Here is a 25,758-nt window from a genome sequence, read left to right on the forward strand (position 1 = left end):
ATACCATTGACTCTCTGACTATTTATTAATTATGGAGAATCACGTGTTGATCGATGGTCTGGTCATCAAGCGTAATTGTATAGCATGTAATCTAAAGTTTAAAGAAAGACCATCTTTTGAAATTATCCAGGAGATAGAGGGGGTATCAGCCAATGTTTGAAATCATAATCCCAGAACTTGCTGAATCAGTTACAGAAGGCACGATTGTTAAATGGCTGGTCAATGTCGGAGATGCCATAAACAAAGGCGATGATTTAGTCGAACTTGAAACAGATAAAGTAAATATTCAAATTACCTCGGAGGAGACAGGGGTTTTAGATAAAATCATTAAACAAGCTGGTGAGACCGTTGAAGTAGGCGAAGTTATCGGTAAGTTAAATGATTCAGCAGACGCTAATAATATGAAACGTGACATCACAAAAACGAATCAAGACACAGACAAAAGTTCTTCAAACCAAGAAAAAGAACAAAAAGAAGGAATCAAAAATGAAGTTGAACGTTTTCCATTAGCATCACCTGCAGCGAGAAAATTGGCTCGTAAAAATGGGATAGATTTACGCGAGGTGAAAGCGAAGGATCCACTGGGTAGGATTAGATCGCATGATATACAAAACCAAAATGAAAAATCTGAACCTAACGAAAGAGAATCACAAGTTAGACAATCTTTAATTCCTGAACACGAACAAAAAATTGAGCGAATTGCCATGTCTAGAAGACGACAAACGATCGCGAACCACTTAGTTCATGCAAAGAGTGTAACGGCCATGCTCACGACATTTAATGAGGTTGATATGACTGAGATTATAAAAATTAGACAAAAAAAGAAGGAGGATTTTCTAAAGAAACACCAAGTAAAATTAGGGTTTATGTCATTTTTTACAAAAGCTGTTGTTCAAGCCTTAAGAGTCTTTCCACATTTAAATGCTGAAATCGATGGTCATGATATTATCTTAAAGAAGTTTTACGACATTGGAATTGCTGTGGGTGCAAAGGAAGGGCTTGTCGTACCTGTCGTCCGTGATGTTGATAAGAAAAGTTTTGCTGAAATTGAACAGGATATTGCCTATTTTGCAGATAAAGCACGCCATAATCAATTAACATTGGAAGATCTTCGCGGGGGAACATTCACGATTACGAATGGTGGAACATTTGGCTCATTACTGTCAACTCCTATTATTAATTATCCTCAAGTGGGGATACTTGGTATGCATAATATTCAAAAACGTCCCATAACGATCGAGAAACCAGAAGGCGATGTCATTGAGTCAAGACCCATGATGTACATTGCACTTAGTTATGATCATAGAATTGTTGATGGCAGTGAAGCCGTTCGATTTTTAGTCACAATAAAACAACTTTTAGAAGATCCAATTGGTTTATTACTTGAGTAAATGTATGATTATTGTCACACTTTCTGATGAAAACACGGCCTTTAACCAGTATAATAAAGTTAAAGTGTATTTTCAAAAAGGTGACAAATTAGAAGCAAGAAGATCAAGGCGGCGCCGTTTCGAGGACCGGAATGTAGGTTTTTACTACATGAGGACCGGACTTCCACAGGATGTGGTGGCTTCAGGCGCCAGCCACAGGACGTGAGCGATTTTAGTTGAAGATCCTCTTGGATAGCGTCGGAGATTCGTAGCTTATCATTTGGTGACTTTTTGAACAACCTCTTAAAGTTTGTTGTTTTGTCCATCGGAAGGTGTGATTAAATGGATCAAAAGGTTAATCATGCAATAAAAAACGTAACGATATTCTCAGAAAAAAATGCTCAATTGTTTCATAAAGTGATGACAGTTAATGACTACAAAAAAGGTGAAACCATATATTGGGAAGGCGATGCAGCAGAAAGGTTATTTTTCATCCTATCAGGAATGGTTAAAGTGTTTAAATCAGCAGATGATGGAAAAGATCTTGTGTTAAATTATTTTTCCACGGATGATTTGTTTGGTGAATTAGCCTGCTTTGGTCCCAAAAATTATACTTTTACAGCTGAAGCCACAAAGAATTGTAAAATCGGTATACTAAAACAAAGAGACATTGAACTATTAATGTTAGAAAATAGCGATTTATCCATTGATTTTACTAAATGGATGAGTTATATGAGTCAGTATGCACAAATAAAAATGCGTGATCTTCTTTTTTACGGGAAAAATGGAGCACTAGCTTCAACTTTGATTAGAATGGTACATTCCTATGGAAAAGAAACGGAAAATGGAATTCAGTTTACAACCAATTTTACGAATTCGGATTTGGCTCAATTAATTGGTTCAACGAGAGAAACCGTGAATCGAATGCTTCAAGCATTAAAAAAAGATGGAGCGATTGATTACAAGCAAGGGTCGATTGTCATTAAGGATTTAGATTATTTAAAAACGATCTGTCATTGTGAAGAATGTCCACTTCATATTTGTAGACTCTAAAAAAACACCACATGGGTCATTTCATGTGGTGTTGTTACGTGCTAAAGTGATAATTTTAGAGCCTATGCATAAATTAATATTCAGGCATTTTCTTTTGTCATTTTTTCTTTAACGATTTTGTATGCTTCATCTAAGTTTCGTACTCGTCTTACAAGTTCAAAATTTTTGTTTAAATTGTCATGAATGATGGCTGAAACAACTGAATGAAAATAACTATTTGCCGCCTGAGTGGGCGTCATGACGTCTTTATTTTTTTCAATATGGAGAGTTAAAGCTTCCGTAAAAAAGTCGACGCTAAATTTATCTGTATTTGCCATTGTTTAAGGTTCCTCCTATTTTTTTCTGAATATTATTTAATCCATTCATAAGATGCATCGCCACCATGAACTTGGATAAACATGTCTTTCATCGCTTGAAGAAGTTGATGAGCTTCTTCTTCTTGCATGGACGGTTTTAAATAAACAAGAGCTAATGCATCGGTTGTTTTTTCAGTTACCATCGTTCTTTTGGAGTCGACAATGGGGCTTCCAAACGCCCCACTTTCATCTCTAGAAGTGATTTTATTCTTCATCGACATGACCCGACCATTAAGGCCTTCATATGTATCCTCGTCATCTCCAATTTTTAACTGAATATCTCCATGAATCTGTTTTAAATCATATACACCAATTGGAATTTCATAATGTAAACTAAAAAAGTTATTAAGATCGACAGCTGAGTTAACAGAATACAATTCACCTGATTTTTTAACTCGGCGAAATAATGCTTCCTGACTAGGGCGATAGCGCGAAGGGTCTGTACCAACAGCTTTAAATATTTTCCTAAATTGAGAAACGCCATCAATGTCTGAAACATTCTTATTCTCTAAAGATAGCTTTAGCTCGTTAAAAAAAACAGACATACGTCTCTCAATCATTTGCGGGATCGATTCAATCACGATATGATGGTACGTAATAGCACCAATTTGTATGTTTGGACAAGTTTGTTTAAGCTCATTAGAGATGGTTATGGTCGTCATCGTCTCATACCTTTCATTATTATTCTTTCTATCTTGTTAAGACATAGAAAGTAAGGTGCGGATTTGTTATGAAAGCCTAAGTAAATCAGGCTTACTATAGACAATAATCAAAAACATGGGATATGCTTCCTTTATTTAAGTGTAACATATTGAGTGTTAATTTTAGACAAAAAGTGATACAAGTGAGAATAGATAAGACATAGAGTGAATGGTTCGTTTAAAGAACTGTTCCTTTTAAGAACTGAAAAAGATTTGTTAAAGAAAGGCGAGAAAAGTTGGGATTAAAAGAACAAACATTGAAACAAAAAATTATTGATTATAGTCAAACCATTGGAATAGATAAGATTGGTTTTACGACTGCTGAACCATTTGAAGATCTTAGGCTAAAATTATATCAACAGCAAATGCTAGGCTATCAATCAGGTTTTGAAGCAAAAGATTTGGAAAAACGGTCCAACCCGAAACTGATCATGAAAGAAGCTCAGTCCATTATTGCTATTGCGTTATCTTACCCAACTAAGCTAGATGAAAGACCTAAAAATTCAAAAGAATCGAGAAGAGGATCCTTTGCAAGGGTTTCTTGGGGCCTCGATTATCATCAAATATTGAAAGAAAGACTAGCCAAACTTGAAGAATTTATAAAGAGGCATGTTCCTGATGCCATAGTAAAATCGATGGTTGATACAGGGGAATTATCAGACCGAGCTGTTGCCGAGAGAGCCGGATTAGGTTGGATTGGAAAAAACACCAACTTAGTGACAAAGGAATATGGATCCTATGTTTACCTTGGTGAAATGTTGACCAGTATTCCTTTCGAACCAGATAGGCCAATAGGGGACCAATGTGGTGATTGCAATTTATGTGTTGAACATTGTCCTACGGAAGCACTCGTCCAAGGCGGCCAGCTCAACAGCCATAAATGTATTGCTTTCTTAACTCAAGTTAAAGATGATATACCTGAACCATATAAAAAAGCGATTGGAAACCGAGTATACGGCTGTGATACCTGTCAGCAAGTGTGCCCTTACAATCGAGGGGTAAATAATCATTTCCATAAAGAAATGGAGCCAGATGCTGAAAAAGTAAAGCCTCTGCTTCACTCCTTATTGCAATTAAGTAATCGAGAATTTAAAGAAACATATGGCGATATGTCAGGCTCATGGCGTGGAAAGAAACCCATTCAGCGAAATGCGATTATTGCTCTAGGAAATTATAAAGATACCACGGCTGTCCATCTTCTTTTAGACATTATCCAAAATGACCCAAGACCTGTTCTTAAACATACAGCTGTTTGGTCATTAGATAAAATTTGGGCGCGTTTAGATGAGAAAAAAGTGCAGGAAACCGAATCGAAAATTCATAAAATATTAGAGAAAGAGACAGAAGATAAAAAGTTATGTAGAATGTTACATTCACTACTTAAAAAACACCGTGTCTCAAGTTTATAAAAACTTAGATTCCTAAAACTGATTTGAATTCAAATAGATTGAAAAGGTGAATAAAATGGTTAACAAGCCCTATGTTTTTGTTGAAGAAATGGAAACGCCAGTGGGTCCTTTAACATTGGTTAGCTTAGAAAAGGGACTTTGTAAAATTGATTTTGGTAAAGTCGATGTGACACTTCCTCGAATCCAAGGATGGTTGAAAAAAAATAAGATTCAGGGTGAAATCCAATTGGGTCAAGGGGCTCATGAAGAAATCATTCATCAATTACAGGATTATTTTAGTGGAAAAAGACAATCGTTTGATTGCCCAGTTGTGTACATCGGGACACCTTTTCAAATTAAGGTCTGGAAATCACTTCAAGCCATACCGTTTGGAACAACAAAATCGTACAAAGAGATCGCATCCATCATTGGTAACCCTAAAGCGGTAAGGGCCATCGGTTCAGCCAATAATAAAAACCCCATTCCAATCGTTGTTCCATGTCACCGTGTGATTGGTACGAATGGTCGATTGGTTGGATACGCCGGGGGATTAGACAAAAAAGAATTTCTATTGGAATTAGAAAAAACGGTCTAATTATTAGAGCTCCTTCAAATAAAGGAGCCTTTTTTTATTCCTAAAATATCCTTTGAAAGAAATAATTCAAGTTCTTTTCTAAATTTCTCCTCACTTTTTTCATAAAAGGACAGTTTGCTCTCATATCGTGTATAAGACCTATAATAAGGGAAGTGGGTTGACTAATGAGATCTCAATGGCTAGATAGTTTTAATACATATTTACAAGCGTTATCTGATTTTTGGGTGGATAAGAATACGGATCGCTTTTCGTATGTGTCGGATGATGAGAGACAAACCATGCAAAAGAAAAAGCAAGGGATTAGGCAGAGAGAAGCCTCAATTGTTAAAGCTATTATTCATGCTCATCCAATAAACAACGAGCGAGAAGATGCGAACTCTTTGATGTACCATCTGCATACAGAGTGGTTAATTAAACAACGAGACACTTTCTATGTAGAAGAGGCAATCGAAGCTAGGCAAGCCTATTTTGATGAATCATCCCTTTTGATAGACAAGGCCTATATTTTTAATAACCTAAAGGAGGAACCGAACGAGAGCAGGCATCATCAGCAAGATATAGAAGTTGAACTAAACACTCGAAATTTTACTTACGATCGTTTGAAGGCTGTTCGTTATGCTGAAAGATGGTGGAATAGTTATAATCCGGCCTATAAGGGATTTTCTGATGATTGCACAAACTTTGTCTCTCAGTGTATCCGGGCCGGTAATGTTCCTATGGTCGGAAAGTATAACCGTGGACGGGGTTGGTGGTATGAGGGAGACAATTGGAGTTATAGCTGGACCGTCGCTAATAGCTTGAGGTGGTATTTAAGTTCAGATAAAAATATTATGGGCACGATTGAGGTATCAAGTCCCGAACAGCTTGTTCCCGGCGACATCATTTGTTATGATTTTAATGGCGATGGAAGATGGGACCATAACACCTTTGTAACGAGTCAGGATGCATTTCAAATGCCTCTTGTTAACGCACATACAATTAATACGAGACATCGTTATTGGGCTTATGAAGATTCACCAGCCTACACAAAGAATATTCAATATAAATTCTTTCATGTTGAGGATCAAAGCTCATCATAACCATTGAGTGATATAATGATAAAAAAAGTGAGAGGTGCTAGTTTTTATGGGATTACATGTCGTTTTATATCAACCAGAGATTCCATCTAATACGGGAAACATTGCAAGAACATGTGCAGGGACGAATACGAAGTTACATTTAATTCGTCCATTAGGGTTTTCAACAGATGATAAAGCCTTGAAAAGAGCAGGGCTCGATTATTGGAAATATGTTGATGTTAGCTATTATGATTCATTAGAAGAATTCTTTGATAAATACCGTGAAGGCGAATTTTTCTATTTGACGAAACATGGTGACAAGCCCCATAGTTCTTTTGATTATAGTGATACGTCAAAAGATTATTTCTTTGTTTTTGGTCGTGAAACAAGTGGTTTGCCCCCAGAACTTCTTGCAGAAAATAAAGAACATTGTTTAAGATTACCAATGACTAAAGTGATGCGTTCCTTAAATTTGTCCAATACGGCAGCCATTATGGTGTTTGAAGCCCTAAGACAACAAGGTTATCCAGATCTTGAGTTTTCAGAACCAAAGTGATCATTTTTAGTTGTGTAACAGAATGTTGGCAGAGGTCTCTCGCCTCATTTGAATCCTGATCAAAACGTCCATCTTACTTTTGAATGGCTTTGATATTGGTTGAACAAATCGTAAATAAAAAGCGTACTTCTCAGCGATATGGGAAGTACGCTTTTTTGAGTTAAGCTTTTCATTCCTTTTTCATCTTGCCAAGATTAATTTGATAGATTGGTCATTTTTTTCGATTCTAGCGAATATGAATTTGTAAAAGGCTTGATTTTATAAATAAAGGACAGTCGTTGCACTCGATCTAATACGATTTGTACAATTTTTTGGGGGGATTATATGGACTTTCTTGAAAAAATCAAGGAGTATCGTGCCTACGAAGAGCGATTGAAATGGGAAGGCACCTTTGCAGAATATTTGGAACTAGTGAGAAAACAACCAGAAATAGCGCAATCCGCACATTCACGTCTATATAATATGATTATTTCTGCAGGTGTATCTGAGAAAAACGGTCATAAACATTATCATTTCTTTGATGATAGTATTTATGGTCTTGATGAATCCATTGAAAGATTAGTAGAGGAATATTTTCATCCTGCCGCAAGACGTCTTGATGTTAAAAAACGGATATTATTACTTATGGGCCCTGTAAGTGGAGGGAAATCAACCCTTGTCACCCTATTAAAAAGAGGATTGGAACAATTTTCTAGAACCGATGAAGGTGCTCTTTATGCCATAAAAGGATGCCCAATGCATGAGGATCCACTTCATCTCATCCCTGATCATTTACGTGAATCATTCTTTGAAGAAACAGGCATACGAATTGAAGGTAACTTATCACCTTTAAATACCATGCGACTTGAAAAGGAATATGGTGGTCGTATTGAAGATGTTCCAGTAGAGCGAATTTTCCTATCAGAAGATAAAAGGGTAGGAATTGGTACCTTTAGTCCATCAGACCCTAAATCACAAGACATTGCAGATTTAACGGGTAGCATCGATTTTTCCACCATTGCTGAATATGGATCAGAATCAGATCCAAGAGCCTATCGATTTGATGGGGAACTAAATAAGGCTAACCGGGGATTAATGGAATTCCAAGAAATGTTAAAATGTGATGAAAAATTTCTATGGCATTTACTGTCCTTAACGCAAGAGGGAAATTTCAAAGCTGGACGTTTTGCATTGATTTCTGCCGATGAACTCATTATTGCTCATACCAATGAATCAGAATATCGAACCTTTATTAGCAATAAAAAGAATGAAGCCTTGCATTCTCGTATTATTGTGATGCCTGTTCCGTATAATTTGAAAGTTAGCGAAGAAGAAAAAATATATAGTAAAATGATTAGTGAAAGTGACGTTTCCAATGTTCATATTGCGCCGCATGCTTTAAAAACAGCCGCTATTTTTTCAATTCTTACTCGACTTAAAGAATCTAAAAGTCGTGGGATCGATCTTGTTAAAAAAATGAAATTATATGATGGTGAAAGTGTAGAAGGATTTAATTCAGCTGACATAAAAGAATTAAAATACGAACATCAAGATGAAGGTATGAGTGGTATTGATCCACGGTACGTCATTAACCGAATTTCGTCAGCCATTATTAAAAAGGGCGTGCCCTCGATCAATGCACTAGATATCCTGCGATCCATCAAAGACGGTCTTGATCAACACCCATCTATATCAAAAGAAGATCGGGAACGCTACATGGATTTCATCTCCGTTGCACGGCATGAGTATGATGAGATGGCCAAACGAGAAGTTCAAAAGGCCTTTGTTTATTCATTTGAAGAATCGGCTAAAACGTTGATGAATAATTATTTAGATAATGTTGAAGCTTATTGCAATAAAAATAAATTATATGATCCAATTACAGGAGATGAAATTGATCCTGATGAAAAGTTAATGCGATCGATTGAAGAGCAAATAGGAATTTCAGAAAATGCGAAGAAAGCTTTTCGTGAAGAAATCCTCATTCGTATTTCTGCCTATGCTAGAAAAGGAAAGCGATTTGACTATAATTCGCACGAGCGTTTACGTGAAGCAATCCAGAAAAAGTTATTCGCTGATTTGAAAGATGTCGTCAAAATAACGACGTCAAGTAAAACTCCAGATGAAACACAGCTTAAACGGATTAATGAAGTTATCGCAAGACTGATTGATGAATATGGGTATAATTCTACTTCTGCTAATGAGCTCTTACGCTATGTCGGTAGCTTACTCAATCGATAAAAGCGTAAAACCGTTCAAGAATCATATAAAGATTCTTGAACGGTTTTTTCTTGTCTAATATGATTTTTTAACCTAATAAAGGTAAATGGGCAGTAAAAAAGAAAAAATTAACGAATGAATAAAGTGTAAACTCCATCAGTGGGGGGGTTTTTCATCCCCCACTGATGGTTAGCTGAACCAATCGGACCTTTACGGGCAGTTGATCCCCCACCTATCTTCTTTGAATACTCATAATCCTGAGGTGGGGGTCTTTACTTGCCGTTAAGGTGGGATAAAAGGTGACGAGGGTTTACAAAGAAATAGATCTGTATAAAATGGGATAAGATAGCTTGAGTATCCTTTTTTTATCATTTATCATGTAAATTAAAGATAGTACGTTCATACATAGATGGAGGCATATTGATGAAGAAATCACGAAAAGAAGCGTTTGAATGGATTAAAGCGCTTGGAATTGCCGTTATAATTGCGGTTTTAGTACGAAGTTTTATTTTTACAAATTATGTAGTAGAGGGAAAATCAATGATGCCGAATTTACAAGATGGAAATCGGTTGATTGTCAATAAACTTGATTATGAGATTAGTAAACCTAATCGATTTGATATTGTCATCTTTCATGCAACGAAAACGGAAGACTACGTGAAACGGGTTATTGGTCTTCCTGGGGATAAAATAGCTTATCGCAATGATGTTCTCTATGTTAATGGAAAAGCCATGAAGGAACCCTATTTAAAGCGGTATAAGGAAAATATACAAGGTGATCTCACCTATGATTTCCCAAACAACGGGACGATTACCGTACCTAAAAACACCATCTGGGTGATGGGGGATAATAGGCAAAATAGTATTGATAGCCGAGTTTTTGGTCCGGTCAAATTAAATAAAGTGGTTGGTAAAGTGAATGTTAGATACTGGCCGATGTCTAAATTTTCCTTTCTAACAAACCCAGATAAATAAAGAATAATACAGTGAAAACCAACACCATAAGTGGTGTTGGTTTTGTCACTCAAAGTATAAACTGATTAAAAAAGAGATAGTCTTGAGTTAGATCGTTTAATACTACGCTTACTTAAGCTTAGTGATAAGGAATTCTAACATTAATTAAACATTTAATGCGGCTATTTTATTGTTATCGTCTTCTTTTGAAAAGAAATGTTTCATCGCATAATATACATCCCTTTTTTGTTTTAATACAAAATATTGAAATGCCTCTGAGTCATGGAGCGTTTGATAAGCATTCATCAGTGTACTTTTCCGATTATATGGGTTGATTTCACCGTAACCGAAGAAACTTGTAATCGACATAATTTCTTTAACAAGTTCCACGCATTTTTTGTTATCAGATGAGAGATTATCACCATCTGAGAAATGGAAAGGATAAATATTATATTTTTCAGGGGGATAAGAAGAGTTAATGACTTCAAGAGCCTTTCTGTAAGCCGATGAACAAATGGTCCCACCGCTTTCCCCTTTGTTAAAGAAATCGTCTTCTGACACAACTTTAGCTTCTGTATGATGAGCGATAAATTCAATATCGACGTGTTTATATTTCGTTCTTAAAAAACGTGTCATCCAGAAAAAGAAACTTCTTGCGATATACTTTTCCCACATACCCATTGATCCACTGGTATCCATTAAGGCAAGAACAACAGCTTTACTTTCAGGTTTAACGATGGTTTCCCAAGTCTTGAATCTTAGATCTTCTTCTTTGATCGGATTGATTGTAGCTTTTCCTTTGGAAGCATTTCGTTTTATGGCAGAAAGGATGGTACGTCTTTTGTCGATATTCCCCATTAAACCTTTTTTTCTAATATCTCGATAGTCAAAGGAATCGACAACAATATCCGCTTCTTGTTTTTGTTTTAAATTTGGTAATTCGAGTTCTTTAAAAAACAGTTCTTCTATTTCTAATAATGATACATTAGCCTCATAGTAGTCAACGCCAGGTTCTTCCCCTGCTCCTTCACCTTTTCCAGACCCTTTATTAGCCTTACCTGATCCGGGCGCTTTTGCGATGACATCACCGACTTTACTATCACCATTTCCTTGACCTACATGCTTTGTTTTGTCAAAGTTATAACGTATTTTATATTCATCTAAAGAACGTATAGGTATTCTTGTAATATTCTGACCATTTGACATGATAATGTTTTCTTCACTCACCAAATCAGGTAAGTTACTGTTAATCGCTTCTTTTACTTTTTCAGCGTGACGCCGTTGATCTTGATAACCTTTTCGGTGTAAATCCCATGATTCCTCAGCAATTAAAAAATTCTTCATTGGATAGGGCTCCCTTCTGATCATATTATCACCGTTTAAATTCTGCATGAATCTTTACTTTTCCAAGTCAAAGTTATATTTAACCATGTCATAAGGTGAACACCGACTTAAAGAACACATCATCCAATCTCCCTTATCATTAAAAAGGTTGATTGTTTTATTCTATGCAAACCAAGCTAATATTTGCTTTATTTTTTACAAAAAGATGAAATTGACTATGTTTTTTAAGCGCTTTTTTTGATTCTTCTCAGTTTAGGTTTGACTATAGGAAAATGGATAAAAACAAAAAGTCAAGGGGAACGTAACAAAAGAATAAATAGAGATTTACGGAGGATGTATCATATGCGAATCATGACATGCCTACTACTCTGTCTATTTTTGATTGGCTTCTCATGTTCCAAAGGACAAGCAGAGGAAGGTCCATTGAAAATCCATTTTATTGACGTGGATCAAAGTGATTGTATTTTCATTGAAACGCCGAATCACAAGCATATTTTAGTTGATGCGGGGTCCGAGCGTTATGCAAAGAAAGTCACACAGTATTTACAAAATAAAGGGATAACAACACTAGATGCGATGATTATCACTCATCCGCATCATGATCATATTGGCGGGGTCCCAAGTTTATTAAATTCCTTTAAAATTAAAGCCTTCTACATGCCAAAAATGACCCATCATACAAAAATATATCGAACGCTTAAAAAAAGCTTAGAGAAGAAAAACATCATGATTTTTAAAGCAAAAGCTGGAAACAATATTGAAATTTCACGTCATTTGGCCATTGACTTTATTGGACCGGTTCAGGGCAAATACGATAATATGAATGACTATAGTTATGTTTTAAAACTCGTTTATAACCATAATTCGTTCCTTTTAATGGGAGATGCTGGGGAACAAAGTGAAGCAGAACTTCTCTTTAAACATGTTAATGTAAAGGCGGATGTCATAAAAATTGGTCATCACGGAGCGGATACGGGCACAACGTTACCTTTTCTAAAAAAAGTAAATCCTGAAGCAGCCATCATATCAACAGGCCGACATAACTATAAATCGATCCCTGCGCCTGCTGTTATCAATCGCCTTAGGTATTTAAAAATACCAACCTATAGAACCGATTTATTAGGGACCATTGTTGTCACAAGTGATGGAAACACGATTTCCTTTTATTATGGAGATGCACTCCAATATATCGACACTCTTGTAAATGAATAAGCGGGAAGGATGATTTAAGATCTCGTAAATTTAGTTAAGGTTTATGATATGTTTAGATATGGGTAGTGATATTTGTTATTATGGAGATGAATGAAAAAGACGATAGAACAAGAACAACATGAAGAATGAGAGGATTGGTTAAATGATTAAAGCGGTTGTATTTGATTTTGATGGGGTTATCATGGACAGTGAAACCGTGATGTATAAAACGATGCGGGAAATGTATCAAAAATATGGAATTGATCTTCCCCTTGAGGTTTGGTGGAAAGCAGTTGGGACACACGGTGGATTTGACCCGATTGCATATCTAGAAGAACAAACGGGGAAAAGGATTGATTCTGATTCATTTTATAAAGAACGAGATGAACTTTTTCTCTCTAGAGCACAAAAAGAAACCCCTCTACCAGGTGTCGAAGCGTTAATCAAAACGATTGATTCACTAGGATTAAAAATAGGCTTAGCCACAAGCTCGGAAGCGGGTTGGGCTGAAGGACATTTAAAACGTCTGGGACTAAGAGACTATTTTTCTTGTATACGTACGGCTGGTGACGTAGAAAAAGTAAAACCAGATCCGGCATTATATTTGCAGGCTGTTAAATGTTTAGGTGTCGAACCACATGAAGCACTGGCTATTGAGGATTCTTATAATGGGTCATTAGGTGCAAAAAATGCAGGTTTATATTGTGTCGTGGTACCAAACTTTGTTACAAAAAATATGACATTTGATCATGTTGATCACCGATTAGATACGTTGGAAAATGTACAAATTGAATCAATTATCCAATTGTTTGAAGATAAAGTAAGTAAGTGACTAACCTTACAGCCTAATCAATTAAATCGTTTAGTTTCGTAACATTGAATTTCGAAGGGAACAACAGATATGCCTAAAATAGATACAACCCAATTTGAGAAGAAAATAGAACTTAGAAACTTAACTGAAGACGATATTCCTGAATTACTAGAGGTTCAATCCCTTTGTTTTCCAAACATGGATCCTTGGACTGTCGATCAACTGCAGAGCCATCTCCGTATATTTCCTGAAGGCCAATTTTGTGTCACATACGAAGACAAACTCATTGGCTCATGCTCTAGTCTTATTGTTAACTTCGATGAATACAGTGATCAACATACTTGGGATGAAATTACGGATAAAGGTTATATAACCAATCACGATCCAGAAGGTTTGAATCTTTATGGCATAGAAGTGATGGTGCATCCCGACTTTCGGAGAATGAAAATAGGGCACCGTCTATATGATGCGAGGAAAGATTTAGCCCGTCGTTTGAATCTTGAAAGCATTATTATTGGCGGAAGAATCCCAAATTATCAAAAATACGCAGATAAAATGACGCCTAGGGAATATGTAGATGAAGTAATCGAACATAACATTTATGATCCTGTTCTAACTTTTCAACTTCTAAATGGCTTTGTTGTAAAACGTCTTAATGCGGCCTATTTACCTGATGATAAAGCATCTAAATCAAATGCGACTTTAATGGAATGGAATAATATCGATTTTAAAAGACAAAGTAAGCGATTGTATAAAACATCCTTTCCAGTTCGAATTAGTGCGATCCAATATGAAATGCGTAAAATAAGTTGTTTTGATGATTTTGCTGAGCAGGTAGAATATTTTACGGATGTAGCTGCGGATTATCAATCTGACTTCGTCGTTTTTCCAGAAATTTTCACAACACAACTCATGTCATTTCTAGATGAGAAAAGCCCGAGCGGAGCCATTCGAAAATTAACTACTTACACGCCTCAATATTTAGAATTATTCTCACGTCTTTCCGTCCGTTATAATGTTAACATTATCGGAGGCTCACATTTTGTGGAGGAAGGCCATCATATCTATAACGTGGCTTATCTTTTTAGAAGAGACGGTACAATTGAAAAACAATATAAAATTCATATCACACCTAACGAACGCAGATGGTGGGGAATTACACCTGGTAATGAGATGAAAGTATTTGATACGGATTGTGGAAAGATCGCAATATGCATTTGTTATGATATTGAATTTCCGGAATTAGCGCGTTATGCAACAGACCAAGGAGCTAATATCATATTTACGCCATTCTGTACAGATGAGAGACAGGGCTATTTACGTGTTCGTTATTGTTCTCAAGCAAGAGCGATCGAAAATCAAGTGTACACGGTGATTGCTGGAACAGTGGGTAACTTACCTTCTGTAGAAAATATGGATATTCAATATGCTCAATCGGGTATCTTTTCCCCGTCTGACTTTAGTTATCCTCGAGATGGAATTGTTGAAGAGTGTGCTCCCAATATCGAAACGATTGTCGTAGGGGATGTTGATCTCGAAATTTTAAGACGTCAACGGAACGCTGGAAATGTGACACAGTTGAAAGATAGACGGAAGGATCTCTATCAAATTAAGTGGAACAAGTAGAGGATGTAACACGAGTAAGTAGGCATAAAAAACAGCAAGGATCTCAATAGGAGATTCTTGCTGTTTTGTGTAAAAAAATATTTTACTGTAATTCTACCATATACCCATCTTTTTCTAGTCAGAAACCCTGTTTTTTTGATATACTTGTCCTATAATTATCCTTTTAATAATACAATTGTTTAACTGAAATGAATTTTAATTTGCTTTGTATACATACTCGGAGGTGGAAAGATTGGGATGGGAGAACGTCTATAAAAAATGGAAACAAAAAAAAGATTTAGATCCTGATTTAAAAGAACAATTAGAAGCCATTAGTGATCAACCAATTCAATTAGAGGATTGCTTTTATAAAAACCTGGAATTTGGTACAGGTGGCATGCGCGGTGAACTTGGTCCAGGAACCAACCGGTTAAACCGTTATACGATACGCAAAGCGTCAGAAGGCCTTGCTCAGTTTATTTTAAAAAACGGAGAAAAAGCGATTAACGGCGGCGTGGTTATTGCCTATGATTCCAGACACTACTCACCAGAGTTTGCGATGGAAGCAGCCAAAACCATTTCGAAGCATGGCATCAAAACGTATGTTTTTGAATCCCTTAGACCAACACCGGTGCTATCTTTTGCCGTTCGTTATCTAAAGGCTTTTTCAGGGATTGTAATTACAGCAAGTCATAATCCACCTCAATATAATGGATATAAGGTATACAACGAATTTGGGGGACAACTTCCACTTGAGGAAGCGAGCCAGTTGATTCAATATGTTGATGAAGTGACGGATGAACTAGAAGTAGCCGTTGGTCATGAAGATGAATTAAAATCCAGTGGTTTATTAACCATTGTAGGTCAAGAAATTGATGAAGCGTATCAAAAGGAACTTCAAACGTTGTCAATCCAACCAGATGTGATTAAACAAGTTGGCGATGATTTGAAAATCGTATTTACACCGCTTCATGGAACATCTTATATTCCAGTCACACAAGGACTCAAAAATTGGGGATTTTCAAATGTGACAGTTGTTAAAGAACAAGCGGAACCTGATCCAGAATTTTCAACTGTAAAATCACCGAATCCAGAAGAACATGCCGCTTTTGAAATTGCCATCGAATATGGTAAAAAGATTGATGCAGATGTGCTTCTCGGTACAGATCCAGATTGCGACCGTGTTGGAGTGGCAGTGAAAAACAATGAAGGTGAATACACGGTTTTAACAGGTAACCAAACGGGGGCCATTTTACTTCATTATATTTTGACTCAAAAGAAAGCGAAGCAGTTATTGCCTGAAAATCCTATTGTTATTAAAACGATCGTAACATCAGAAATTGGCCGTGCTATTGCATCTGCTTTTGATGTTCCGACGCTAGATACTTTAACGGGCTTTAAATTTATTGGTGAAAAAATTCATGAATTTGAAGTAAATCAACGTTATGAATTCTTATTTGGTTATGAAGAAAGCTATGGCTATCTCGTCGGAGATTTTGTCCGTGACAAAGATGCGGTTCAAGCATGTCTTCTAGCTGCTGAAGCGGCTGCCTACTACAAACAACAAGGGAAATCGTTATACGATGCCTTGAATGATATTTTTGAAACATACGGTTATTATCAAGAAGGACTCGAGTCACTTACATTAAAAGGTAAGCAAGGAGTCGAGCAAATCAATGGGATTCTATCTGAGTTTAGACAACAACCACCCGTTGAAATGGCGGGCGTTTCAATTGCGGTTATAGAAGACTACCAATCATCGGAACGTAAGGACGTTTTGAATAAGGATACATCCAAAATTGAATTACCAGTTTCTAATGTATTAAAATATCAGCTAGAAGATGGTTCATGGTTCTGCTTAAGACCATCAGGCACAGAGCCAAAAATTAAATTTTATTTTGGTGTAAAAGCTGAAACAAAACAAGACTCTGATGCTAAATTCAAAGACTTAAAAACAGCTGTAATGGAAAGAGTTCAAAAAATCGTGAACAAGTGATAAAATAATTAAATAGGATATAAGAGTAAAAGCATTCGTTTAGATGATCATGATCCTAATTGGGTAAGTCGAGCGAATGCTTTTCTCGTGTCTTTGATGATAATGTAAACATCGTTAAATCAAGGGTGTTCTTCTAAACTAGAGGTCAGAACAAAAAGTGTTATCATTTACGTAAAAATACAAAAGGGTTGTGAGAAAATGCTTCCAATTTAAGCGACAATCCATGTGAGGTTTATCAACTGGAAACGTTGTTTGTTAAACATGCATGGACTTACGATAGATAGATGACATGCATGTAGGAAGTTATATATAGAAAAGGATAGGTATGAAAATGAATCAGAAACAATTACAGCAGGAAATTCAAAGGCGAAAAACGTTCGCCATTATTTCACACCCGGATGCGGGTAAAACAACACTTACGGAGAAACTGTTACTCCTTGGTGGTGCAATAAGAACGGCAGGATCTGTAAAATCACGTAAATCCGAGAAGTTTGCAACATCAGACTGGATGGAGCTCGAGAAACAAAGGGGTATTTCGGTAACATCAAGTGTCATGCAATTCACGTATCAAGATTATAAAATTAATATTCTTGATACACCTGGACACCAAGATTTTAGTGAAGATACGTATCGGACACTGATGGCGGTAGATAGCGTCGTGATGATTATTGATGTGGCTAAAGGGGTAGAGCCACAAACCATTAAATTATTTAAGGTATGTAAGGATCGCGGGATTCCGATCTTTACGTTCATTAATAAGCTTGATCGGCAAGGCAAGGAACCTCTTGAACTCTTTGAAGAATTAGAAGAAGTATTAGGGATTGAAACTTATCCGATTAACTATCCCATCGGAATGGGACAATCTTTCCGCGGGGTTTATGATCGAATGGATCACAAAATTGAATGGTACAATGAAAAACGTGAACGCCAAACTCAAGTTTTAACAGAAGATGACGATTTAACGGAAATACTAAAAGGTGTTGCGGATGAAGGTACGATTCATCAATTAGAAGAAGATTTAATGTTGCTTGATGAAGCAGGAAATCCCTTCGACTTTGAAGCCGTTAAACAAGGGAAACAAACACCTGTTTTCTTCGGTAGTGCTGTTTCAAGTTTTGGTGTTCCAACATTTTTAGAGCATTATTTAAAAATGGCTCCGTACCCTCAAGCTAGAGAAACCAGCATAGGAAAGGTAACACCTGATACCGAACAATTTTCCGGCTTTGTTTTTAAAATTCAAGCCAATATGAATCCTGCTCACCGTGATCGAATTGCTTTCCTACGAATTTGTTCAGGAAAGTTTGAGAGAGGTATGACCGTTTGGCTAGATCGGACGAAGAAATCCGTTAAGCTCGCACAGCCACAACAATTTTTTGCGGATAGTCGAGAAATTATTGATGATGCTTATCCAGGAGACATTGTAGGGTTATATGACCCAGGTTTTTATCAAATTGGGGACTCTGTTTGTGAATCAAAAGAGACCTTTAATTACGGTGAATTACCACAATTTCCACCCGAACATTTTGCAAAAGTACGGGCGAAAAATGCCATGAAGCAAAAGCACTTTTTAAAAGGTGTTAATCAGCTTGCTCAAGAAGGTGCGATTCAAATCTATCGCACCCCTTATGAAGAAACGATTTTAGGAGTTGTGGGACAACTGCAATTTGATGTGTTTGTCTATCGGATGAAGGCAGAATATGGCGTTGATCTTGATATGCAACGGATGCCTCACCAAATTGCGAAATGGATTACTAAACCAGAGGATGCAGATGAACTTAGAAAGTCATCCAACAACTTAGTTGTGCTGGACCATCAAGAACGCCCAGTGATTATCTTTGAAAATGATTTCTCACTGCGTTGGTTCGAACAAAAGCATCCTGATATTGAATTAGTCGATTCCAGTTTTTCCTTGCGTTAAGACGATAAAATATTTAAAATGAAGAAACAGAACTTTGGAAATTAAAGACTCGAGTCAACCTGTCATCCTACTATCGGTGATAGGTTGACTTTTTGCGCCGGTAAGCGCTCTTTCAATAGAGAACGTGACCGGCTATTTTTCTTAGTCTTATAAACTAGGGTGAGGGGAGAGAAATTGTGACAATTAAACAGCATCCCGATTATCTAGAAGAGAACGATCGGTTATTATTTACAACGGCGTACATTGACTTGATTTTGCAGTCTAGAGAAAATCAGGGTGGAGATATGAAAGAACGTATGCAAAACGCTATGGCGGATCTTGACTTCTCTGAAAGTAGTGCAGGATACCAAGACATGCTCTTGAATGCGACCTTCATGCACCTTAATGAACAGCAGTATCGCCATTTGAAAGCCGTTAGAGGTAAGCCATATTTTGCTCGAATGGATTTCTTACGAGATCGTGATCAGAATCCAGAAAAGATATACATAGGCAAAACATCGCTTTATGATCGGGAAACACAGGATCAAATTATAGTTGATTGGCGCTCACCGATAGCCAACTTATACTATGAAGGCAGGCTAGGTGAGGTTTCTTATGAAGCTGAAGAAAAGATGCATCATGGTGAATTGGTATTAAAGAGGCAATACATGATCGAAGAGGGACACCTTAATGATTTTAGAGACATTGATATTACAACAAAAGATGATTTACTTCAAGAATCACTATCTCAAAGTGCATCCAGTCGTTTAACAGATATCGTTGCAACCATACAAGAAGAACAAAACCAAGTTATTCGGGCAGATATGAGACGCCCTCTCATCGTTCAAGGAGTTGCAGGTAGCGGAAAAACGACTATTGCCCTTCACCGGGTTTCATTCTATATTTACTCAGCCACCTCTTTTATTCCGGAAAATCTAATGATTTTAGCACCAAACCGACTTTTTATTGAATATATCTCAGAAGTTCTCCCCGAACTCGGAGTTGAATCTGTTTGGCAAACCACATTTATTGATTTTTTCTATGATTCGACAGGACTTAAAATAAAATTGATCCCACTTCATCATGATCTAAAAACATTAATAGAAGCACAAGACTCAAATGAAACACAAACAATTCGTCTTTTAAGTAAGATAAAAAGTTCTTTAAGCTTCAAAGATATGTTAATAGGATATTTGAAAGATATTGAAACGCACATGATCAGTGAGGAACACTTTCGAGTGGGTCGGTTTATTATTTATAAAGCTTCAAAGATTAAGCGTTTATTTCAAGTAGAGTATGCTTATCTACCTTTCTATCAACGTCTAGAAAAAATTAAACGCATCTTACGTGAGCAATTGAAAGCTAAAAAGAAATTGATCGTAAGAGATATTCAGAAGAGATACGATGATCGGATTGAACAGGTTAGATTTCATTCAAAAGACCCGCAAAAACGTCATGAACGGATTTTAAAACTGATGGATAAGCAAGAAGCACTCATAAAAGAAGTTGAGCATGATGCAAAGACAGCTATAAAAACGTATATGGCTCAGTATAAAAAACAAAATGCTCTTTCTCTATACAAAGAGCTTATGGCCGATCCGGATAAATTAGTTTCTTTTTGTCAAGATAACCAGATAGATCGACAAACACTTGAACTTTTGAGTAAAGAAACGATGAGAAATCTGAAAAAAAGACGGGTAACCATAGAGGATCTCGCTCCAATTATTCTGATTCAACATGACGTCCTTGGATTAAAAACAAAACAAGAGATAAAACATGTTGTCATTGATGAAGCGCAAGATTATAGTCCTTTTCAATTTTATACCTTGCGTCATGTCCTTGGTACATCGCTTTTTACAATTTTAGGAGACTTATCGCAAGGGATTTTTAGCTTTCGTGGGACAACTAACTGGGAAGAGATCCAGAAAGAAATTTTTCCTAAGGCAAACATTCGCTTATTAAAACAAAGTTATCGGACAACCGTTGAGATTATGACTCTAGCCAATGAAGTGATTCGTTTAGCTAACATTCCAGGAACCATCAAAGCGGTCCCAGTTGTCAGACATGGTCTTAAGCCCTATTTTCATAAACTAAAAGATCAACAGTCTTTAATCAAAGATCTAGAAAAAACCGTCGATAATATGAGAAATGAAGGTTTGAAAACGTTTGCGATGATCGGAAAAACGGAGCAAGCATGTGGCCATATAAAACAACTTTTAGATGAAGCGTCAAACCTCCAAACGACTTTACTAAAAGAAGATGAAGACTTGCGAGAAAAGGATGTCGTCATTGTTCCATCCGCCTTAGCTAAAGGTTTGGAATTTGATGGTGTCATTCTTATTAATATGGGAGAGTCTTACAAAAAGGAAGATATTGAGATTAAATTGCTATATGTAGCGATGACAAGACCACTCCATCAATTACATTTGTTTAGTGAAGATCCATCTTCTTTCTTATTAGAAAGTGATGCTTCTCTTCAGATGATAGAAAACTTGAATTAAGGGAAAGAAAAGACCATAAATCAATAGAGTAAGAAAATTAAAAGGGCATTTTATAACCGGGCAGCAGACTAGCACACAAATTATCCCGCCTTAACGGCAAGTAAAGACCCCCACCTCAAGATTCTGAGTATTCAAAGAAGATAGGTGGGGTATAACCGCCCGCATGAGACCGATTGGTTCAGGCTTACAATGAGTGGGGGAGGAAAAACCCCCACTCATTGAAGTTTTATTTATTGGATGGTATGGGTTCTAGATGGATTCTGTTTAACAAACAAAATAAACAGAACAGTTGCTATTGCAAAAGCAATCGCCGTAGAGAATGCAAACTGCACTCCTGCAGCCAATGCTTCAGAAGAGTTAGATGCAGCAACTGTTTTACTTTCATTCGTCATTAATGTAATAAATAAGGCTGGTCCAATAGCTCCGGATACTTGATTCCATGCATTTAAAGCTGCGCTACCATGAGAATAAAGATCTATTGACAATTGATTTAATCCTAGCGTCATCATGGGAATGAGGATCGAAGCCACTCCGAAAGTAAATCCCGCATACAGTACCATTAATTGGAAATTTGAAGTCTTTGTAGAAATATTTGAAAGTAACCATACCGTGATAACTAATATAATTGAACCTGTTCCTGCAATGGGCTTTGCCCCGTACTTATCTGTTAATATTCCGGAGATATAGGCGATGACGGCAAACACAATTCCACCTGGCAACAATAATAAACCCGAAGTTAATGGATTGATATTTAAACCATTTTGCATAAAAATGGGAAGTAAGATCATCGCGGAGAACATACACATCATGACCGTAATGGTCGACAAGATGGCGATAAGAAAATTTTTATTTAAAAAAGGCTTTAAATTAAGAAGTGGATCCTCCATATTCTTCTGTCGAATGGCAAAGCTCACAAGACTGGCTATACCTAATCCGAGAAGAATTAAAACAATGGCACTTTGCCAACCTGATTTACTTGCCTCACTAAATCCAATCACGAGTCCACCAAAACCTATAGTGGCTAATATGACAGAGATAATATCAATTTTAATAGGTCGTGTCTCTAAAACGTTACGTATATAATAAGCTGCGAATACAGTTAAAAAAGCAGAAATTGGCAGGACAATGATAAAGACATACCGCCAGGAAAGAAGCTGAACAATGATGCCTGAATAAACGGGTCCAAGTGCGGGAGCAAACGAGACGACGATCCCCATGAGACCTAGCATAGACCCCCGTTTGGCTAACGGTGTAATCGTAATGATAATGGTGGTAACAAGCGGAAGCATAATACCAGATCCTGCCGCCTGAACAATACGTGCAATAAATAGAACAAGAAATGTTGGACTTATGCTGGCTAAAAGTGTACCTGCGAAAAATAAACTCAGCGCAGTAATCAATAACTGTCTTGTTGTAAATCTTTGCATTAAGAAAGCACTTATGGGAATTAAAATACTGATGGTAAGCATATAGCCTGTTGATAACCATTGAGCAGTAGAAGTTTGAATGGCAAAGCTCTTTTCTACATTTGGTAAAGCTACGTTCATGACTGTTTCATTTATAAGTGCAATAAAATTACCCATTATCAGGACTGTGATAAGAGGAAGTCGATTTGGTACGGTTACGTATTTGTCAATGACTTGTGTATTATCGCTCATAAAGGAACATCCTCCTTCATCAAATTTCGCCTAATTAATTAAGCCAACTTGGCTCTAACTTCTACATACCACATTAAACCGTGTCATACTCCAGATAATACGTTAAATAGAGAAGTTTTTTATGATAAATAAAAAAGAGGATAAGAGCTCATTCAAGCTCCCATCCTCTTTTAATTATAAGGCAAATAGTTTTAGTTTAACTGTAAATGTTTTTTCCTAACTTCTTTAGTTGCTTGGACAAGATTTTTAAGAGCAGGAATCGTTTCGTTCGGATTTCTTGTTTTCAGACCACAGTCAGGATTAATCCAGAATAATTTAGGATTGATAACTTGAAGGGCACGTTCAATGCTTGTTTTGATTTCCTCAACACTTGGTATTCTTGGACTATGGATGTCATAGACACCGAGACCAATCCCTTTGTCATACTCATAATCTTCAAAAGTAGAAATGATTTCTCCGTGACTTCTAGCAGCCTCGATTGAGATAACATCAGCATCTAATTGATCGATGGTATCAATAATTTCATCGAATTCTGAATAGCACATATGCGTATGAATTTGGGTGCTGTTTTCGACATAGACGGTGGCTAAACGGAAAACATAGACAGCATCATGAAGATATTTTCTTTTTTTCTCTTCTTTTAATGGTAACCCTTCGCGGATAGCAGGTTCATCCACTTGAATCATTTGAATATTATTCTCCTCAAGGGCGTGAATTTCTTTTTTCAAGGCAAGGGCAATTTGCTTATTTACATCAAATTGACTGATATCATTTCGAACGAATGACCAATTATAAATCGTGACAGGGCCAGTGAGCATGCCTTTGACTGGACGTTTCGTCAGACTTTGGGCATAGGCACTTTCTTTTACGGTCATTGGAGATTCTAGATCAACATCGCCAAAAATAATGGGCGGCTTAACGCATCTAGAACCATATGATTGAACCCAGGCAAAACGGGTAAAAGCGAAACCACGAAGTTTTTCACCAAAGTATTCGACCATGTCATTCCGTTCGAATTCACCATGAACGAGAACATCGATGTCTAGATCTTCCTGGATTTTAATCCATTTTTCAATGTTTTGATCTATGAATTGCTCATATTGGCTTTCCGTCCATTCGCCTTTACGCCATTTTTGCCTAGCCGAACGAATCTCTTTTGTTTGCGGTAGACTTCCGATCGTTGTCGTTGGCAAAAGAGGGAGCTGCCATTTCTTTTCTTGGATAGCTTGACGCTTAGAAAATGGCAATGGCCGCGTTGGCAAGTCTTCTCCAAGTGATTGGATTTCATTCTTAACAGAATCAATGTTTCGGTGGGATGATTGATTTAATGCATTTATAGCTTCTTTGCTTTGTTTTATTTCATTTAAGATGGCTTGATGACCTTCATTGAGCCCTTTTACAAGTGTAACGACTTCATTAAGTTTTTCATCTGCAAAACTAATTGCATTTTTTAATACGGATTCTAATTCATTTTCTTGACGAACAGTGACTGGAACATGTTGCAAACTACTTGATGGTTGAATCCAAAGATGTTCTTGGTCAACATATTGGAGAAGATCTGTCGCTTGGTGTAACGTCTGATCAAGATCTGTACGCCAAATATTTCGCCCATCCACAATTCCGGCAGCAAGTACTTTATCTTCTGGGAATCCATATTTTTTAAGTGATTTAAGATTAGCGCCATCGTCATAGACAAAATCGAGACCAATACCTTGGACAGGTAGAGATATCACCTCTTGATAATGATCTACAGATTCAAAGTACGTTTGCAGTAAAATATTCACGTTAGGAACAGCGTTGTTAAACGCTTCATAAGTTTCTTTGAAGTAGTTAAGGTCTTCCTTTGCAAGCGTTGTAGAAAGGATCGGTTCGTCGACTTGAATCCATGTTGCTCCCGCCTTTTGAAGATCCGTAAAGACGTCTATATAAAGTGGAATGAGGGAGCGTAAAAGATTCGGGAAGTCCTCTTTTTCAAATCCTTTTGAAAGTTTTAGTAAGGTGATCGGTCCAACAATTACAGGCTTACCATCAATATTAAGTTCTTTCTTAGCCTCAAGATAAAGCTTAAGTAATCGATTTTCAGTAATATAAGGTTTAGCATCTGGTTTAATTTCTGGAACAATGTAATGGTAATTTGTATTGAACCATTTTGTCATTTCTGAAGCAACGGCATCCTTACTTCCTCGTGCAATGCTGAAGTATGTATCTAAGCTGACTTTGCCGTTTTTATGGTTAAATCGTTCAGGTACGAGTCCGAAGAGAACAGATGTATCCAAAATGTGGTCGTATAAACTGAAATCACCGATCGGAATGAGATCGATTCCGCTATTTTTTTGTTTTTCTAAGTAGCTTAAGCGTAATTCCTTTATCTGTTTTAAAAATGCTTCTTCAGTTAGTTTTTCAGACCAAAATTGTTCGAGAGCCCGTTTCCATTCTCTCTTTTCCCCGATTCTAGGGTAACCTAAGTTAGAACTTTTGACTTTTGACATTGTTTCTCCTCCTGTTTGTATCCTATGTGAGTGGCT

At 36.8% G+C, this 25,758-nt stretch carries 20 protein-coding genes; 15 read left to right on the plus strand and 5 right to left on the minus strand.

Annotation, left to right across the window (positions count from 1 at the left end):
- Positions 1 to 152 precede the first annotated feature (152 nt).
- From odhB to GMB86_RS00235, 3 genes are all read left to right on the plus strand, one after another.
- Positions 153 to 1,391 carry a 2-oxoglutarate dehydrogenase complex dihydrolipoyllysine-residue succinyltransferase gene (odhB, locus tag GMB86_RS00230; RefSeq protein ID WP_155215619.1) on the plus strand — a complete coding sequence of 413 codons (1,239 nt, stop codon included), beginning with the start codon at positions 153 to 155 and terminating at the stop codon, positions 1,389 to 1,391.
- A complete protein-coding gene (locus GMB86_RS15410) occupies positions 1,384 to 1,596 on the plus strand; it encodes a hypothetical protein (protein ID WP_230458935.1) in 213 nt (70 codons plus the stop codon). The genes odhB and GMB86_RS15410 overlap by 8 nt, the downstream gene beginning before the upstream one ends.
- 116 nt (positions 1,597 to 1,712) lie before the next feature.
- A complete protein-coding gene (locus GMB86_RS00235) occupies positions 1,713 to 2,423 on the plus strand; it encodes a Crp/Fnr family transcriptional regulator (protein WP_155215621.1) in 711 nt (236 codons plus the stop codon).
- An 80-nt stretch (positions 2,424 to 2,503) separates the two neighbouring features.
- On the opposite strand, the gene yvfG is transcribed toward GMB86_RS00235, so the two are convergent.
- Positions 2,504 to 2,740, minus strand: coding sequence for a protein YvfG (gene yvfG / locus GMB86_RS00240; RefSeq protein ID WP_155215623.1), 237 nt, complete (start codon positions 2,738 to 2,740; stop codon positions 2,504 to 2,506).
- A 32-nt stretch (positions 2,741 to 2,772) separates the two neighbouring features.
- Positions 2,773 to 3,441, minus strand: a complete 669-nt coding sequence (locus tag GMB86_RS00245; protein ID WP_155215625.1) for a B3/B4 domain-containing protein — start codon at positions 3,439 to 3,441, stop codon at positions 2,773 to 2,775.
- Positions 3,442 to 3,716: 275 nt separating this feature from the next.
- On the opposite strand from GMB86_RS00245, the gene queG reads away from it, so the two are divergent.
- The 6 genes from queG (at position 3,717) to lepB (ending at position 10,251) form a co-directional block, all read left to right on the plus strand.
- Complete coding sequence (gene queG, locus GMB86_RS00250; protein WP_155215627.1) at positions 3,717 to 4,889, plus strand: tRNA epoxyqueuosine(34) reductase QueG; 1,173 nt, start codon at positions 3,717 to 3,719, stop codon at positions 4,887 to 4,889.
- A 55-nt stretch (positions 4,890 to 4,944) separates the two neighbouring features.
- A complete protein-coding gene (locus GMB86_RS00255) occupies positions 4,945 to 5,463 on the plus strand; it encodes a methylated-DNA--[protein]-cysteine S-methyltransferase (protein ID WP_155215630.1) in 519 nt (172 codons plus the stop codon).
- A gap of 164 nt (positions 5,464 to 5,627) precedes the next feature.
- Complete coding sequence (locus GMB86_RS00260; protein WP_155215632.1) at positions 5,628 to 6,542, plus strand: amidase domain-containing protein; 915 nt, start codon at positions 5,628 to 5,630, stop codon at positions 6,540 to 6,542.
- A 46-nt stretch (positions 6,543 to 6,588) separates the two neighbouring features.
- Positions 6,589 to 7,077, plus strand: a complete 489-nt coding sequence (gene trmL, locus GMB86_RS00265) for a tRNA (uridine(34)/cytosine(34)/5-carboxymethylaminomethyluridine(34)-2'-O)-methyltransferase TrmL (protein ID WP_155215634.1) — start codon at positions 6,589 to 6,591, stop codon at positions 7,075 to 7,077.
- A 324-nt stretch (positions 7,078 to 7,401) separates the two neighbouring features.
- Positions 7,402 to 9,297, plus strand: a complete 1,896-nt coding sequence (locus tag GMB86_RS00270) for a PrkA family serine protein kinase (protein WP_155215636.1) — start codon at positions 7,402 to 7,404, stop codon at positions 9,295 to 9,297.
- A 402-nt stretch (positions 9,298 to 9,699) separates the two neighbouring features.
- Entirely contained in the window at positions 9,700 to 10,251 is a 552-nt protein-coding gene (gene lepB / locus GMB86_RS00275; RefSeq protein WP_155215638.1) for a signal peptidase I, read from the plus strand.
- A 144-nt stretch (positions 10,252 to 10,395) separates the two neighbouring features.
- Here the strand turns inward: lepB and yhbH are convergent, their stop codons facing one another.
- Positions 10,396 to 11,574 (minus strand): sporulation protein YhbH, encoded by a 1,179-nt coding sequence (yhbH, locus tag GMB86_RS00280; RefSeq protein ID WP_155215640.1) that lies wholly within the window; start codon positions 11,572 to 11,574, stop codon positions 10,396 to 10,398.
- Positions 11,575 to 11,916: 342 nt separating this feature from the next.
- Between yhbH and GMB86_RS00285 the strand changes: the two genes are divergently transcribed.
- The 6 genes from GMB86_RS00285 to helD all read left to right on the plus strand — a co-directional run bounded on the left by GMB86_RS00285 (position 11,917) and on the right by helD (position 21,575).
- Positions 11,917 to 12,786 carry a ComEC/Rec2 family competence protein gene (locus tag GMB86_RS00285; protein WP_196220075.1) on the plus strand — a complete coding sequence of 290 codons (870 nt, stop codon included), beginning with the start codon at positions 11,917 to 11,919 and terminating at the stop codon, positions 12,784 to 12,786.
- A gap of 142 nt (positions 12,787 to 12,928) precedes the next feature.
- Positions 12,929 to 13,597, plus strand: a complete 669-nt coding sequence (locus GMB86_RS00290) for an HAD family hydrolase (RefSeq protein ID WP_155215644.1) — start codon at positions 12,929 to 12,931, stop codon at positions 13,595 to 13,597.
- Positions 13,598 to 13,666: 69 nt separating this feature from the next.
- The gene (locus GMB86_RS00295; RefSeq protein ID WP_155215646.1) at positions 13,667 to 15,202 is read left to right on the plus strand and encodes a bifunctional GNAT family N-acetyltransferase/carbon-nitrogen hydrolase family protein; all 1,536 of its coding nucleotides are present in this window, start codon (positions 13,667 to 13,669) and stop codon (positions 15,200 to 15,202) included.
- Between the two features lie 232 nt (positions 15,203 to 15,434).
- The gene (locus GMB86_RS00300) at positions 15,435 to 17,177 is read left to right on the plus strand and encodes a phospho-sugar mutase (protein WP_155215648.1); all 1,743 of its coding nucleotides are present in this window, start codon (positions 15,435 to 15,437) and stop codon (positions 17,175 to 17,177) included.
- Positions 17,178 to 17,508: 331 nt separating this feature from the next.
- Positions 17,509 to 19,095, plus strand: coding sequence for a peptide chain release factor 3 (locus GMB86_RS00305; RefSeq protein WP_155215650.1), 1,587 nt, complete (start codon positions 17,509 to 17,511; stop codon positions 19,093 to 19,095).
- Between the two features lie 176 nt (positions 19,096 to 19,271).
- Positions 19,272 to 21,575 carry an RNA polymerase recycling motor HelD gene (helD, locus tag GMB86_RS00310; protein ID WP_155215652.1) on the plus strand — a complete coding sequence of 768 codons (2,304 nt, stop codon included), beginning with the start codon at positions 19,272 to 19,274 and terminating at the stop codon, positions 21,573 to 21,575.
- Between the two features lie 230 nt (positions 21,576 to 21,805).
- Here helD and GMB86_RS00315 read toward each other — a convergent pair whose 3' ends face one another.
- Both GMB86_RS00315 and metE read right to left on the minus strand, forming a co-directional pair.
- A complete protein-coding gene (locus GMB86_RS00315; protein WP_155215654.1) occupies positions 21,806 to 23,233 on the minus strand; it encodes a DHA2 family efflux MFS transporter permease subunit in 1,428 nt (475 codons plus the stop codon).
- Between the two features lie 191 nt (positions 23,234 to 23,424).
- On the minus strand, positions 23,425 to 25,722 hold the full coding sequence (gene metE / locus GMB86_RS00320; protein WP_155215656.1) for a 5-methyltetrahydropteroyltriglutamate--homocysteine S-methyltransferase: 2,298 nt from the start codon (positions 25,720 to 25,722) through the stop codon (positions 23,425 to 23,427).
- Between the last annotated feature and the right edge of the window lie 36 nt (positions 25,723 to 25,758).

The organism is Terrilactibacillus tamarindi, assembly GCF_009718825.1.
In the GTDB taxonomy this organism is placed as follows: domain Bacteria; phylum Bacillota; class Bacilli; order Bacillales; family Sporolactobacillaceae; genus Terrilactibacillus; species Terrilactibacillus tamarindi.

Bases quoted from the DNA above. Each gene is read 5' to 3' on its own strand.
- GMB86_RS00235 (WP_155215621.1), top strand. From the start codon at position 1,713: ATGGATCAAAAGGTTAATCATGCAATAAAAAACGTAACGATATTCTCA.
- GMB86_RS00270 (WP_155215636.1), top strand. From the start codon at position 7,402: ATGGACTTTCTTGAAAAAATCAAGGAGTATCGTGCCTACGAAGAGCGA.
- odhB (WP_155215619.1), top strand. From the start codon at position 153: ATGTTTGAAATCATAATCCCAGAACTTGCTGAATCAGTTACAGAAGGC.
- yvfG (WP_155215623.1), bottom strand. From the start codon at position 2,740: ATGGCAAATACAGATAAATTTAGCGTCGACTTTTTTACGGAAGCTTTA.
- GMB86_RS00260 (WP_155215632.1), top strand. From the start codon at position 5,628: ATGAGATCTCAATGGCTAGATAGTTTTAATACATATTTACAAGCGTTA.
- GMB86_RS00290 (WP_155215644.1), top strand. From the start codon at position 12,929: ATGATTAAAGCGGTTGTATTTGATTTTGATGGGGTTATCATGGACAGT.
- GMB86_RS00295 (WP_155215646.1), top strand. From the start codon at position 13,667: ATGCCTAAAATAGATACAACCCAATTTGAGAAGAAAATAGAACTTAGA.
- GMB86_RS00255 (WP_155215630.1), top strand. From the start codon at position 4,945: ATGGTTAACAAGCCCTATGTTTTTGTTGAAGAAATGGAAACGCCAGTG.
- GMB86_RS00245 (WP_155215625.1), bottom strand. From the start codon at position 3,441: ATGACGACCATAACCATCTCTAATGAGCTTAAACAAACTTGTCCAAAC.
- GMB86_RS00285 (WP_196220075.1), top strand. From the start codon at position 11,917: ATGCGAATCATGACATGCCTACTACTCTGTCTATTTTTGATTGGCTTC.
- GMB86_RS00305 (WP_155215650.1), top strand. From the start codon at position 17,509: ATGAATCAGAAACAATTACAGCAGGAAATTCAAAGGCGAAAAACGTTC.
- yhbH (WP_155215640.1), bottom strand. From the start codon at position 11,574: ATGAAGAATTTTTTAATTGCTGAGGAATCATGGGATTTACACCGAAAA.
- lepB (WP_155215638.1), top strand. From the start codon at position 9,700: ATGAAGAAATCACGAAAAGAAGCGTTTGAATGGATTAAAGCGCTTGGA.
- metE (WP_155215656.1), bottom strand. From the start codon at position 25,722: ATGTCAAAAGTCAAAAGTTCTAACTTAGGTTACCCTAGAATCGGGGAA.
- trmL (WP_155215634.1), top strand. From the start codon at position 6,589: ATGGGATTACATGTCGTTTTATATCAACCAGAGATTCCATCTAATACG.
- GMB86_RS00315 (WP_155215654.1), bottom strand. From the start codon at position 23,233: ATGAGCGATAATACACAAGTCATTGACAAATACGTAACCGTACCAAAT.